This is a genomic window from Streptomyces sp. NPDC039423 (assembly GCF_055598725.1).
Genome location: NZ_JBVKAH010000008.1, coordinates 303,815 through 317,550, shown reverse-complemented (window position 1 = coordinate 317,550; position 13,736 = coordinate 303,815). Strand labels below are relative to the sequence as shown.

The window sequence follows — 13,736 nt, the reverse complement described above, 5'->3', positions numbered from 1 at the left end:
CCCCACCGCCGGCCCCGCGTCCCTCCCGGACCGCCCGTCCGGACCGGACCGCCCGCCGGGGGCGTGCGCCCGGGGGCCTGCGTTCCGGCGCCAGGCTCCGGGCCCGGGCTGGACAACGGACCGCCCGCGCCGCGCGGGTGCGCGACACGGGCGGGGCGGGCCGTGGGCCCGGGCGGCGGACCGGTCCCGGGACGGGGTCCCGGGGCGGGCTCCCCGGGCGGGGTCAGTCCTCGGACGGGGCCTCGGACGACGCGGCGGTCTTCGCCGTCGCCTTCTTCGCCGTGGTCTTCTTGGCGGTGGTCTTCTTGGCCGCCGTCGTCTTCGCGGCCGTCTTCTTGGCGGTCGTCGTCTTCTTGGCGGCGGTCTTCTTCGCCGGCGCCTTCTTGGCCGCCGCCTTCTTGGCGGTCTTCTTCGCCGGAGCCTTCGCCCGCTTCTCCGCCAGCAGCTCGTACCCGCGCTCCGGCGTGATCGTCTCCACGCTGTCGCCGGTCCGCAGCGTCGCGTTCGTCTCGCCGTCCGTGACGTACGGGCCGAAGCGGCCATCCTTGACGACCACCGGGCGCTCGCTGACCGGGTCGGTGCCCAGCTCCTTCAGCGGCGGCTTGGCGGCGGCGCGGCCACGCTGCTTGGGCTGGGCGTAGATCGCCAGGGCCTCCTCCAGCGTGATGGAGAAGAGCTGCTCCTCGTTCTCCAGCGACCGCGAGTCCGTGCCCTTCTTCAGGTACGGGCCGTAGCGGCCGTTCTGGGCGGTGATCTCGACGCCCTCGGCGTCGGTGCCCACCACGCGCGGCAGCGACATCAGACGCAGCGCGTCCTCCAGCGTCACCGTGTCCAGGGACATCGACTTGAAGAGGGAGGCGGTACGCGGCTTGACCGCGTTCTTGCCGGTCTTCGGGGTGCCCTCGGGGAGGATCTCCGTGACGTACGGGCCGTAGCGGCCGTCCTTGGCGACGATCTGGTGACCGGTCGCCGGGTCCGTGCCCAGTTCGAAGTCGCCGCTCGGCTTGGCCAGCAGCTCCTCGGCGAGCTCGACCGACAGCTCGTCGGGCGCCAGCTCCTCCGGCACGTCGGCGCGCTGGTGGCCCTCCGCGTCCTTCTCGCCGCGCTCGATGTACGGCCCGTAGCGGCCCACGCGCAGCACGATGCCGTTGCCGACGGGGAAGGAGGAGATCTCCCGGGCGTCGATCGCGCCCAGGTCCGTGACCAGCTCCTTCAGGCCGCCGAGGTGGTCGCCGTCACCGTTGCCGGCCTCGGCGGCGGCACTGGCGGCGCCGTCGCCCTCGCCGAAGTAGAAACGCTTCAGCCACGGCACGGCCTGGGCCTCGCCGCGGGCGATGCGGTCGAGGTCGTCCTCCATCCTGGCCGTGAAGTCGTAGTCGACGAGCCGGCCGAAGTGCTTCTCCAGCAGGTTGACGACGGCGAAGGACAGGAAGGACGGGACGAGGGCCGTGCCCTTCTTGAAGACGTAGCCGCGGTCGAGGATCGTGCCGATGATCGACGCGTACGTCGACGGGCGGCCGATCTCGCGCTCTTCCAGCTCCTTGACCAGCGAGGCCTCGGTGTAGCGGGCCGGCGGCTTGGTGGCGTGGCCGTCCGCGGTGATCTCCCCGGCGGACAGCGGGTCGCCCTGGGCGACCTGCGGCAGCCGGCGCTCGCGGTCGTCGAGCTCGGCGTTCGGGTCGTCGGCGCCCTCGACGTACGCCTTCATGAAGCCGTGGAAGGTGATCGTCTTTCCGGACGCGGTGAACTCGGCGTCCCGGCCGTCGCTCGCCCGGCCGCCGATCTTGACGGTGACGGAGTTGCCGACGGCGTCCTTCATCTGGGAGGCGACGGTCCGCTTCCAGATCAGTTCGTACAGCCGGAACTGGTCACCGGTCAGGCCGGTCTCGGCGGGCGTGCGGAAACGATCACCCGAGGGGCGGATCGCCTCGTGCGCCTCCTGCGCGTTCTTGACCTTCCCGGCGTAGACGCGCGGCGCGTCGGGCAGGTAGTCGGCGCCGTAGAGCTGCGTGACCTGGGCCCGGGCGGCCGCGACGGCGGTGTCGGACAGGATCGTCGAGTCCGTACGCATGTACGTGATGAAGCCGTTCTCGTACAGCTTCTGCGCGATCTGCATGGTCGCCTTGGCACCGAAGCCGAGCTTGCGGCTGGCCTCCTGCTGGAGGGTGGTGGTGCGGAAGGGCGCGTACGGGGAGCGGCGGTACGGCTTCGACTCGACGGAGCGGACGCTGAACGACGTGTCGGCGAGCGCGGCGGCCAGGGCGCGGGCGTTGGTCTCGTCCAGGTGCAGGACCTGGCCGGAGGACGCCTTGAGCCGGCCGTCGGGGCCGAAGTCGCGGCCCTGGGCGACACGGCGGCCGTCGACCGCGGCGAGGCGGGCGGCGATGGTCGACGGGTCGGAGGCGTCACCGGTGCGGCCGGTGGCAAAGGTGCCGGTCAGGTCCCAGTACTCGGCGGAGCGGAACGCGATGCGCTCGCGCTCCCGCTCGACGACGAGGCGGGTGGCGACGGACTGCACACGGCCGGCGGACAGCCGGGGCATGACCTTCTTCCACAGGACCGGCGAGACCTCGTAGCCGTAGAGGCGGTCGAGGATGCGGCGGGTCTCCTGGGCGTCGACCATCCGCTTGTTCAGCTCGCGCGGGTTGGCGACGGCGGCCCGGATCGCGTCCTTGGTGATCTCGTGGAACACCATCCGGTGGACCGGGACCTTGGGCTTCAGGACTTCCAGCAGGTGCCAGGCGATGGCCTCGCCCTCGCGGTCCTCATCGGTGGCGAGGAAGAGTTCGTCGGACTCGGCCAGCTGCTCCTTGAGCTTCCTGACCTGGGCCTTCTTGTCGGCGTTGACGACGTAGATGGGCTGGAAGTCGTGCTCGACGTCCACCCCGAGGCGGCGTACCTCACCGGTGTACTTCTCGGGCACCTCGGCGGCGCCGTTGGGGAGGTCGCGGATGTGCCCGACGCTCGCCTCGACGACGTATCCGGGGCCGAGGTAGCCCTTGATCGTCTTCGCCTTGGCAGGCGACTCGACGATGACGAGTCGGCGGCCGCCCTGTGCGGTCTCGCTGGTCGGGGACAACTTCGCTCTTCTCTCCGGTCGACGCTCGGTGGCGCGTGCCGCGCGGTGTGATCCCACCACGAGCACTCCTGGCGCACTGCGCACTGCCGTGGCGCTGTGCTCTGACGCTGCTGTCGCTGCGGAGTGTGACGGTACAACCCGCCCCCGTGTCAAACGGCAAAAGACCGCAACGGCCACTCGAACGGTAACCCGAGTCTGGGCATTCCTGCCGCCCGGACTCCCCTCAGGTCTCGGAGCCCCTCGTTCCGCCCCGGGCTCAGGTGCGGCCGAAGCACCACATGCCGAGGATCACGAAGGCCGCTCCCATCGAGGTGGCGAACGTGATCGCCGCCCCCGGGGCCACCCCGTGCGCGACCGGAGCACGGTGCAGCGCACGTGTCCCGGTCCACAGCAGCAGTCCCGCGCCGAACAGCGTGAACGCCGTGCCTGCGAAGATGGCCGGTCCGCTCTCCATGGCCGTACCCCGTTCCCTCGTGGATGATCCCCTGGTTGCCCCGGGGCCGAGGCTGACACCTCCCGGCGTCGGGAGCGCGAATTGCGGGTGAACGACGCGGGCGACGCGCCGGGGGTTCACCCGCGCGGCGCCGGGAGGGCGGCGCGCGGGTTCCGGGGTGCGGGGTGCGGGGCGGGGCGCCCGGGGCCGAGGGTCCGGGTGGCACGACGGGCCGGGGCGGGGCGGGCCGGGGCGGGCGGGGCGCCCAGGGCGGTGGCGTCGATGTAGAGGAGGGCCACCTTCCGCCGGCCGCCGGACACGGCTCCGCACAGGGGGATGGCTGCGCCCGCGTACGGCACGGCTTCGCACAGGTGTGGCTTCGCACCGGTGCGGAACGGCCAGCGGCTCCGCCGGCCCGGCGGCGCCGATGTTGGCCGGTTTCACGTCCCCCGGGTCACGCCTCCTCCGCCGCCGGCTCCAGGAACCCCTCCTCCACCAGCAGCCGGATCGCCTGCGGCGTCCGGTCCCGCAGCATCACCGGGTCCTCGCCCATGAGCTGGGCGATGGCGTCCAGGATCCGCCCCGCGCTGAGCGTCCCGTCACACACGCCCGCGAAGCCCGCGCCCACCGCGTCCACCTTGGTGGCGCGGCGCATGCCGCGGTTCTGCCGGAGCACCACGTGCTCCGGGTCCTCCGCGCCCGGCAGCCCGACCTGCTCCTGCATCACCTCGGGCGCCAGGACGAAGTGGTCGGCGAGCAGCGCCGCGTCGTCCCGCGACCGCAGGTAGTCCTGGCGCGCGAAGTGCGCCCGTACCGCCTCGCCGAGCGGCTGCTCGACCGGGTGCGGCCACTCCTCGACGACGACGGACGGCTCCTCCGCCCCCGACTTGCGGAGCGTGATCCAGCCGAAGCCGACCGCCCTGGTCTTGCGCTGCTCGAACTCGTCCAGCCACGCCTCGTACCGCTGCGCGTACCGCTCGGGGTCGTCGCGGTGGTCCCCGGCGTCCCGCAGCCACAACTCGGCGTACTGCGTGACGTCCTGCACCTCGCGCTGGACGATCCAGGCGTCGCAGCCGCGCGGGACCCAGGAGCGCAGCCGCTCCTGCCAGTCCTCGCCCTCCACGTGCTGCCAGTTGGCGAGGAACTGGGCGAACCCGCCCTCGTTCAGCCGCTCCCCCGCCCGCTGGACGAGCGACCGGCACAGGTCGTCCCCGCCCATCCCGCCGTCCCGGTAGGTCAGCCGGGCGCCGGGAGAGATCACGAACGGCGGGTTGGACACGATCAGGTCGTACGTCTCCGACTCCACCGGCTCGAACAGCGAGCCCGTGCGCAGGTCCGCCTCCGGGGCCCCGGACAGCGCCAGGGTGAGCCGGGTGAACTCCAGCGCCCGAGGGTTGAGGTCCGTCGCCGTCACCCGGGTGGCGTGCTGGGCGGCGTGCAGGGCCTGGATGCCGGAGCCGGTGCCGAGGTCGAGGGCGGAGGCGACGGGCGTACGGACGGTGATGCCGGCGAGCGTGGTGGAGGCGCCGCCCACACCGAGGACGACACCCTCGCCGTGACCGCTCGCCCCGCCCGCGCCGCCGACGGCGCAGCCCAGGTCGGAGACGATGAACCAGTCCTGTCCCTCCGGGCCGCCGTACGGCCGGACGTCGACCGTGGCGCGGACCTCGCCGCCCTCGTCCACCACCCAGCCGTCGGCGAGCGCCTCGTCCAGGGGCAGCACGGCACGCGCCCCGTCGCGCGGCACGGGCTGCTGGAGGAGGAACAGGCGCACGAGGGTGGCGAGCGGTCCGTCCGCGCGGGTGGCGCGCAGGGCGGGGACCGTCTCGCTGCGGGCGAGCGCGGCGTAGGCGGGGGCGCCGAGCAGTTCGAGCAGGCCGTCGGCGGTGAAGTCGGCGGCGAGCAGGGCGTCGCGGAGGCGGTCGGCGCGGTCGGGCACCGGGAGGCTGGCGGTAAGGCTGGTCGTACTCACCCGCCCATTGTGACCGCCGCCACTGACATTCGACGCGCGGCCCGGCCCCGAGACCGCGGGAACCGGGCCGCCCGGTGGCTCAGCCGGAGGTCGGGCCCGCCGACGCCGACGCCGAGGCGGGCGCCGGAGCGGACGCCTTGCCCGCGGCGGACGCGGAGGCCTTGCCGGCAGCGGTCGGGGAGGCCTTGCCGGCGGCGGACGGGGTGGACGCCTCGTCCGCCGAAGCGGAGGCCTCCGGGCCCGGCTTGGCGGGCGGGACGGCCGGCGACACCGACGCCTCGGCGCGGCGGCAGCCGGGCTGCTTGGCCATCGCCTGGCCGAGCTGGCCCGACTGGAGCTTGGCCAGCGCGTCCTGGTCCATCTTCTCGATCTTCTTCAGACCCTCGGCGACGCTCTGGAGGCCGTCGGCGAACTTCTGCTGGTTCTTCGGGTCCAGCGCGTCGACCTGCTTCTTGAGCCCCTCGTACGCCGCGGCCGTGGCGTTGAGTTCCTTGACGGCGTCCTGCTGGAGCTTCTCGCCGTTGTCCACGGGCGGTACGCCGGCGCCCTGCACCGCCTTGGCGAGCGCCTTGTCCGCGTCGGCGATGTCCTGGAAGGCCTTCGAGTCGGCGGCCTGGATGTCGGCGGGCTTGCCGTCGGCGGCCGTCGAGATGATGGTCTGCTGGGCGTTGGCCCGCTTCTGGATCTGCGGCTGGGCCTGGTCGCACACCTTCTTGGCCCAGGCGTCCACCTTGTTGTCGCCGCCTTCGTCGTCGCTGCATCCCGACAGTGCGAGCACCAGTACCGCACCGCCGGACAGTGCGGCCGCAAGCTTCTTGTTCACCGGATCGGTCCCTTCCAAGGCTCTCGGCCCCGGAACATACACGCCAAGTGGGCGACTTTCGCATGCCGTCTGACCGCTTCGTACGCTTTTACAACCATTTGCATCAGGAGAGAGAAGGGTCACCGGCGGGGTGAACGGGACCGCCGGACGGAGGGGCGGACGGGCGGACGGGGCGTCACCGCACCCCGCCCGCCCGCCCGGTGACCGGGTGTTACAGGGTCGCCGCCTTGCTGGGTACCCGCCCGGTGTGGTTGTCGTCCTCGTCGCCCATGGCGACCGTGCGGCGCTTGGACACGTACACCGCGCCGATGATGACGACGATCGAGAGCGTCGCCACGACCGCCCGCACCGCGGCGCTGGCGTCGTCGCCGTAACTGAACTGGACCACCGCGGGGGCGATCAGCAGCGCGACCAGGTTCATCACCTTGAGCAAGGGGTTGATGGCCGGTCCGGCGGTGTCCTTGAACGGGTCGCCGACCGTGTCGCCGATGACCGTCGCGGCGTGCGCCTCGCTGCCCTTGCCGCCGTGGTGGCCGTCCTCGACGAGCTTCTTGGCGTTGTCCCAGGCGCCGCCGGAGTTGGCGAGGAACACGGCCATCAGGGTGCCGGTGCCGATGGCGCCGGCGAGATACGACCCGAGGGCGCCCACCCCGAACGTGAAGCCGACGGCGATGGGCGCCATGACGGCGAGCAGGCCGGGCGTGGCCAGTTCGCGCAGGGCGTCCTTGGTACAGATGTCGACGACGCGCCCGTACTCCGGTTTCTCGCTGTAGTCCATGATCCCGGGGTGCTCGCGGAACTGCCGGCGCACCTCGTAGACCACCGCTCCGGCCGACCGCGACACCGCGTTGATCGCCAGCCCGGAGAAGAGGAAGACGACCGCGGCCCCGAGGATCAGTCCGACCAGGTTGTTGGGCTGGGAGATGTCCATGCTCAGGTTCATCTCGCCGGCCCTGGCCCCCACGTCCCGCACGGCGGTGGCGATGGCGTCCCGGTACGAGCCGAAGAGCGCGGCCGCCGCCAGGACGGCCGTGGCGATGGCGATGCCCTTGGTGATGGCCTTGGTGGTGTTGCCGACGGCGTCGAGGTCGGTGAGGACCTGGGCGCCGGCGCCCTCGACGTCACCGGACATCTCGGCGATGCCCTGGGCGTTGTCCGAGACCGGGCCGAAGGTGTCCATGGCGACGATCACGCCGACCGTGGTGAGCAGGCCGGTGCCCGCCAGGGCGACGGCGAACAGCGCCAGCGTGATCGAGGTGCCGCCGAGCAGGAACGCCCCGTACACCGAGAGGCCGATGAGCAGCGCGGTGTAGACGGCGGACTCCAGGCCGATGGAGATGCCGGCGAGGATGACCGTGGCGGGACCGGTCAGCGAGGACTTCCCGATGTCCCGGACCGGGCGGCGGGTGGTCTCCGTGAAGTAGCCGGTCAGTTGCTGGATCAGGGCGGCCAGCACGATGCCGATGGCCACCGCCACCAGCGCCAGGACGCGGGGATCGCCGCCGTGGGACGTGATGGCGGCCTCGGTGACGCCTTCGAGGGAGGCGTACGAGGAGGGCAGGTAGGCGAAGACCGCGACGGCGACCAGGGCGAGCGAGATCACCGCGGAGATGAAGAACCCCCGGTTGATCGCCGACATCCCGCTGCGGTCGGCGCGCCGCGGGGCGACCGCGAAGATGCCGATCATCGCGGTGACCACGCCGATCGCCGGCACGATCAGGGGGAAGACGAGACCGAGGTCCCCGAACGCCGCCTTGCCGAGGATGAGCGCGGCGACCAGGGTCACGGCGTAGGACTCGAAGAGGTCGGCGGCCATGCCGGCGCAGTCGCCGACGTTGTCCCCGACGTTGTCGGCGATGGTGGCGGCGTTGCGCGGGTCGTCCTCGGGGATGCCCTGCTCCACCTTGCCGACGAGGTCGGCGCCGACGTCGGCGGCCTTGGTGAAGATGCCGCCGCCGACACGCATGAACATCGCGATGAGCGCGGCGCCGAGTCCGAAGCCCTCGAGCACCTTGGGGGCGTCGGCGGCGTACACGAGGACGACGCAGGAGGCGCCGAGCAGGCCGAGGCCCACCGTGAACATGCCGACCACGCCGCCCGTCCGGAAAGCGATCTTCATTGCTTTGTGGGAGACGGTCGTCAGGTCCTTCTGCGGTTCTCCGGGAGCCGGAGTGGCCTCCCGCGCGGCCGCCGCGACCCGCACATTGGCCCTGACGGCCAGCCGCATGCCGATGTATCCGGTGACCGCCGAGAAAAGGGCACCCACCAGGAAGAACAATGATCGTCCGGCGCGCTGCGACCAGTTGTCCGCGGGCAGCAGCAGGAGCAGGAAGAACACGACGACCGCGAAGATTCCGAGCGTGCGCAGTTGCCGGGCCAGATAGGCGTTGGCGCCTTCCTGGACGGCTGCCGCGATCTTCTTCATCGCGGTGGTGCCCTCACCGGCCGCCAGTACCTGGCGTACGAGCAGCTGGGCGACGATCAGGGCGGCCAGGGCCACGGCCGCGATGACGGCCACGATGATCCGGTTGTCATCGGTGAGGACCGCGGCCGCGAGAGAAGTCGGGTGGTCGGACACTTGTGTATGGAAGAGCCCCGCCATTCGTCCTCCTTGACGTCAGAAGAGCTCACGACAGCTCAAGACGTGGACGGATTGTAGGGAGCAGAACCTGATCAAAACAGAGCGCCGTAGAACACAATTGACCTTCGCTTGCCGGTCGGCAAATGCACGGTGCACTAAATCCACTCGAAAGCAGTAATGACTTTAGCCCATTGCCGCTCGGCGCGTTGATCTAGGAAAAGGAAAGAGGCCCTGCTCAGCAGGGCCTCTCATTTCGCCGGTGGCGGGGTCAGGGCAGCAGCGGGGCGGGGTTCGTCGGCCACGTCATCCGGATGACGCCACCCGCCTCCCCGGCCGACACCTCGACATCGTCGACGAGCCCGGTGATCACGGCGAGGCCCATCTCGTCCTCGCCCTCGGCGTCGTCGAACTCCTCGACCGGAGCGCCCTCACGGCTTCCCGGCACCCCGGCGGCGTCGGCGGCGGCGACCCCGGCGCCCGGGACCTCGTCACCGACCTCGATGGAGAACGTCTTCTCCTCCTCGTTCAGCACGACCCGGATCGGGGAGGACACGTCGTTGCTCCGGTGCAGTCCGACGGCACGGGAGCAGGCCTCACCGACGGCGAGCCGGACCTCGTCCAGCACGGCTTCGTCGACCCCGGCCCGGCGCGCCACGGCGGCCGCCACCAGACGGGCGGTCCTGACGTGCTCGGGCTGGGCGCTGAAGCGGAGTTCAACGATGGCCATGCGGTCCCCCTCGGACGTGCGAGCTGCCTTTCAGGGCCGGGCCGGCGCCCGGCACCCTGCTCTTCCTCCGGAATCCTCCGGCCCGCCGGAGCACCCGGCCGACCGCGGCCGCCGCCCGGTCTCCCGGCCGTCGGCCGGGCCGGACGGCCCACCGGGGCCCGGGGGAGCCCCGGCCGGTGTCGGTGACCGAACCGGGCCGGACCGGACCGGACCGGCGACCCTGACCGGAGCCCGGACCAGAGGCCCGGGTGGGGCCCCGCGGCCGGGTGGAGCCGGTCGGCGCCGACTGGGCCGAACGGGTCGGTCCCGGAGCAGAACCGGGCCGGCGCGGCGACTCAGTCGGTGGCCGCGACGGCCTCGTCGACCGTGGTGTGGATCGGGAACACCTTGGTGAGACCGGTGATCCGGAAAATCTTGAGAATGCGCTCCTGGTTGCAGACCAGGCGCAGCGATCCCTCATGCGCGCGCACGCGCTTCAGGCCGCCCACCAGCACGCCGAGGCCGGTCGAGTCGAGGAAGTCCACACCCTCCATGTCGACGACCAGGTGGTAGCTGCCGTCGTTCACCAACTCGACCAACTGCTCGCGCAGCTTGGGCGCGGTATACACATCAATCTCGCCACCGACCTCGACGACCGTTCGGTCGCCACCAGGGCCGGACACATTGCGAGTCGACAGGGACAGGTCCACGGATCCTCCAGCACCTTGCTATCGAGCGGTCGCCCCTCGGAATCTCCGGACGGAGCCAGGGGACGGATCGCCAGCCGCGATGGCATTCAATCACTTACCAGCAGCCATGCACGACGCCTTGGGAGCATTGTCCGTCACGCCGGTGACACACTCGGTGCCGATGGCCATGAATCACCGCCCCAGTCGACCACCCGAGAGCGGGGACACCCGCCCCTCCCCCGGTGCGGTCCTCGACCGGCTCGCCTCGGGGGCGAACCGGGCTGCGCGCATCACTCATACGGAGCACCTGCCCCCAAGAGCGGGTCGGCATGCAGTCTGGCCCGATCGCATCCGCCCAGAAGTGATCAACGCCATCCATTCGGCGGGCATCGAGCACCCCTGGGCCCACCAGGCGGCCGCCGCCGAGCACGCGCTGGACGGCGAGTCGGTGGTCATCGCGACGGGCACCGCGTCCGGCAAGTCCCTCGCCTATCTGGCGCCGGTGCTGTCCACCCTGCTGGACGGGTCGGAGGCCGCCAACGGCCGCGGCGCCACCGCCCTGTACCTCTCCCCCACCAAGGCCCTCGCCGCCGACCAGCGCCGCTCGGTCAAGGCCCTCGCCGCGCCCCTGGGCAACCGGATCCGTCCGGCCGTGTACGACGGCGACACGCCGGTCGAGGAACGCGAATGGATCCGCCAGTACGCGAACTACGTACTGACCAACCCCGACATGCTGCACCGGGGCATCCTCCCCTCCCACCCCCGCTGGTCCTCCTTCCTGCGTGCGCTGCGGTACGTGGTCATCGACGAGTGCCACACCTACCGGGGCGTCTTCGGGTCCCACGTCGCCCAGGTGCTGCGCCGGCTGCGGCGCCTCTGCGCCCGCTACGGCTCCTCGCCCGTCTTCCTCCTCGCCTCCGCCACCGCCGCCCGGCCGTCCCTCGCCGCCGGGAGGCTGACCGGCCTGCCCGTGCACGAGGTCGCCGACGACGCGTCGCCGCGCGGGGAACTGGTATTCGCCCTGTGGGAGCCGCCGCTCACCGACCTCCAGGGCGAGCAGGGCGCCCCGGTCCGCCGCACCGCCACCGCGGAGACCGCCGACCTGCTGACGGACCTGACCGTCCAGGGCGTGCGGTCGGTGGCCTTCGTGCGCTCCCGGCGCGGCGCGGAGCTGATCTCGGTCATCGCCAAGGAGCGGCTCGCGGAGGTCGACCGGTCGCTGCCCGCCCGGGTCGCCGCCTACCGGGGCGGCTACCTGCCCGAGGAGCGACGGGCCCTGGAGCGTGCCCTGCACTCGGGTGAACTGCTCGGGCTGGCCGCGACGACCGCCCTCGAGCTGGGCATCGACGTGTCGGGGCTGGACGCCGTGGTGATCGCCGGGTACCCCGGCACCCGGGCCTCGCTGTGGCAGCAGGCCGGCCGCGCCGGGCGCTCCGGGCAGGGGGCGCTCGCGGTGCTGGTGGCCCGGGACGACCCGCTGGACACCTTCCTCGTCCACCACCCGGACGCGCTGTTCCGTCAGCCGGTCGAATCGACCGTCCTGGACCCGGACAACCCGTACGTCCTGGCCCCCCACCTGTGCGCGGCGGCGGCGGAACTTCCCCTGACCGACGCCGACGTGGCCCTGTTCGGCCCGGCCGTCCCGGAGCTGCTGCCGCAGCTGGAGGCGGCCGGGCTGCTGCGGCGGCGCGCGTCCGGCTGGTACTGGACCCGCCGGGAGCGGGCCGCCGACCTGACCGACATCCGGGGGGAGGGCGGCAGCCCCGTACGGATCGTCGAGGCCGGCACGGGACGGCTGCTCGGCACGGTCGACGAGTCGGCCGCCCACGCCTCCGTCCACGAGGGTGCCGTCCACCTCCACATGGGCCGCACCTACCTGGTCCGGGAACTGGACCTGAAGGACTCGGTGGCCCTCGTCGAGGAGGCAGCACCGCCGTACTCGACCACCGCCCGCGACACCACCGCCATCTCCGTGCTGGAGACCGACACCGAGGTCCCCTGGGGCGACGGGCGCCTGTGCTACGGCTCCGTCGAGGTCACCAACCAAGTCGTCTCCTTCCTCCGCCGCCGCCTGATCACCGGCGAGGTGCTCGGCGAGACGAAGCTCGACCTGCCGCCGCGCACCCTGCGCACCCGCGCCGTGTGGTGGACCGTCACGGAGGACCAGCTCGACGCCGCCCGGGTGAACCCGGAGCAGCTGGGCGGCGCCCTGCACGCGGCCGAGCACGCGTCCATCGGCCTGCTGCCGCTCTTCGCCACCTGCGACCGCTGGGACATCGGCGGGGTGTCCGTGCCGCTCCACCCCGACACGCTGCTGCCGACGGTCTTCGTGTACGACGGCCACCCGGGCGGCGCCGGGTTCGCCGAGCGCGCCTTCCACACGGCCCGCGAGTGGCTCACCGCCACCCGGGACGCCATCGCGGCCTGCGAGTGCGAGGCGGGCTGCCCCTCCTGCATCCAGTCGCCCAAGTGCGGCAACGGCAACGATCCGCTGCACAAGCGGGGCGCCGTCCGGCTCCTCACGGAACTGCTGCGGGGAGCCCCGGAAGCGCCCCCGGAGGACCCGCCCTCGCCCTGACGCCCGGCGCGTACGGTCCGAACCGGGCCCGGGCCGTCACGTCCGCGATCTCCCCGCTGAGGCGGCACCGCACCAGTTCCGCCCCCTGGGCCCGGGCCACCCGGTCCGCCGCCCGGCACGCCTCGGCCGGGCCCCGCAGCGCCCGGTCCGCCGCGGCGAGCGCCGCCAGGTCGGCGGCGCCGCCCGCCCGGTGCCGGGCCGCCACCGCCTGCCCCAGCGCGAGGACCACGCCGAACACCGCGCACAGCACCGTGGCCGCCATCGCCACCCAGACCGTGGCGGCCCCGCGGTCCGCACCGGCCCGGCCCCGGCCCGCCGTCGGTGGCGAGCCGGGGGCCGTGCCGCTCACGGCGCCACCCCCACGGTGTCCTCCGCCGCCGCGGCCGCCTGGGCCCTCAGCGTCAGCCGGAGCGCCCCGGGGCCGGGCGCCGGCGCCTCCACCCGCACCCGCCACAGGTCTCCGGACCGCTCCACCGCGACCCGGGCGCCTCCCGGGGCGGCCGCCCGGGCCGCCGCCACCGCCTGCGCGGGCGGCTCGGAACGGGCCGCCGCCCGGGCGCCCGCCCGCGCCGCGTCGACGCACTGGATCTGGGCGGCGGCCGCCATCAGGGCCCATACGAGGGCCATGGTGAACAGCACCAGCGCCGGAAGCACGGTGGCCGCCTCGGCCGTCACCGACCCGCGGTCACCACCGCGCTCAGAACGGGGCATCGAGCGCCCTCCCGATCAGGGACTGGAGCCCGCCCGACACGGCATCACTCGTCACGATCTTGTAGAGCACGGCCGCGAAGGCGCACGCGGCGAGCGTCCCCATCGCGTACTCGGCGGTCGTCATCCCGGCCTCGCCCCGCGCCCGAGCCCCGCGCACCCGGGCC

The 13,736-nt window shown here is 72.8% G+C and carries 12 protein-coding genes; 1 reads left to right on the top strand and 11 read right to left on the bottom strand.

Annotation, left to right across the window (positions count from 1 at the left end; genetic code table 11):
* Positions 1-223 precede the first annotated feature (223 nt).
* From topA to ACZ7LK_RS25650, 8 genes are all read right to left on the bottom strand, one after another.
* The gene (gene topA, locus ACZ7LK_RS25685; protein ID WP_469462066.1) at positions 224-3,079 is read right to left on the bottom strand and encodes a type I DNA topoisomerase; all 2,856 of its coding nucleotides are present in this window, start codon (positions 3,077-3,079) and stop codon (positions 224-226) included.
* A 256-nt stretch (positions 3,080-3,335) separates the two neighbouring features.
* Positions 3,336-3,533 (bottom strand): hypothetical protein, encoded by a 198-nt coding sequence (locus ACZ7LK_RS25680; RefSeq protein ID WP_392275424.1) that lies wholly within the window; start codon positions 3,531-3,533, stop codon positions 3,336-3,338.
* Between the two features lie 116 nt (positions 3,534-3,649).
* Positions 3,650-3,832, bottom strand: coding sequence for a hypothetical protein (locus ACZ7LK_RS25675; protein ID WP_471143640.1), 183 nt, complete (start codon positions 3,830-3,832; stop codon positions 3,650-3,652).
* Positions 3,833-3,966: 134 nt separating this feature from the next.
* Positions 3,967-5,484 carry a DUF7059 domain-containing protein gene (locus ACZ7LK_RS25670; protein WP_469462064.1) on the bottom strand — a complete coding sequence of 506 codons (1,518 nt, stop codon included), beginning with the start codon at positions 5,482-5,484 and terminating at the stop codon, positions 3,967-3,969.
* Between the two features lie 79 nt (positions 5,485-5,563).
* A complete protein-coding gene (locus ACZ7LK_RS25665; protein WP_471143638.1) occupies positions 5,564-6,307 on the bottom strand; it encodes a small secreted protein in 744 nt (247 codons plus the stop codon).
* Positions 6,308-6,518: 211 nt separating this feature from the next.
* Complete coding sequence (locus ACZ7LK_RS25660; RefSeq protein ID WP_471143636.1) at positions 6,519-8,909, bottom strand: sodium-translocating pyrophosphatase; 2,391 nt, start codon at positions 8,907-8,909, stop codon at positions 6,519-6,521.
* 247 nt (positions 8,910-9,156) lie between these two features.
* A complete protein-coding gene (locus ACZ7LK_RS25655; RefSeq protein ID WP_392275428.1) occupies positions 9,157-9,615 on the bottom strand; it encodes an ATP-binding protein in 459 nt (152 codons plus the stop codon).
* A gap of 335 nt (positions 9,616-9,950) precedes the next feature.
* A complete protein-coding gene (locus tag ACZ7LK_RS25650) occupies positions 9,951-10,304 on the bottom strand; it encodes an STAS domain-containing protein (RefSeq protein WP_003967428.1) in 354 nt (117 codons plus the stop codon).
* Positions 10,305-10,383: 79 nt separating this feature from the next.
* On the opposite strand from ACZ7LK_RS25650, the gene ACZ7LK_RS25645 reads away from it, so the two are divergent.
* Positions 10,384-12,861: a DEAD/DEAH box helicase gene (locus ACZ7LK_RS25645; RefSeq protein WP_392275429.1), complete on the top strand. Its 2,478-nt coding sequence runs from the start codon at positions 10,384-10,386 to the stop codon at positions 12,859-12,861.
* On the opposite strand, the gene ACZ7LK_RS25640 is transcribed toward ACZ7LK_RS25645, so the two are convergent.
* The 3 genes from ACZ7LK_RS25640 to ACZ7LK_RS25630 are packed head-to-tail and all read right to left on the bottom strand — an operon-like array spanning position 12,803 to position 13,696.
* Positions 12,803-13,210, bottom strand: coding sequence for an Rv3654c family TadE-like protein (locus ACZ7LK_RS25640; RefSeq protein ID WP_392275430.1), 408 nt, complete (start codon positions 13,208-13,210; stop codon positions 12,803-12,805). The genes ACZ7LK_RS25645 and ACZ7LK_RS25640 overlap by 59 nt on opposite strands.
* The gene (locus ACZ7LK_RS25635) at positions 13,207-13,572 is read right to left on the bottom strand and encodes a TadE family type IV pilus minor pilin (protein ID WP_392275431.1); all 366 of its coding nucleotides are present in this window, start codon (positions 13,570-13,572) and stop codon (positions 13,207-13,209) included. The genes ACZ7LK_RS25640 and ACZ7LK_RS25635 overlap by 4 nt, the downstream gene beginning before the upstream one ends.
* Positions 13,559-13,696: a DUF4244 domain-containing protein gene (locus tag ACZ7LK_RS25630; protein ID WP_392275432.1), complete on the bottom strand. Its 138-nt coding sequence runs from the start codon at positions 13,694-13,696 to the stop codon at positions 13,559-13,561. Before ACZ7LK_RS25630 ends, ACZ7LK_RS25635 begins: the two co-directional genes overlap by 14 nt.
* Positions 13,697-13,736: the final 40 nt, after the last annotated feature.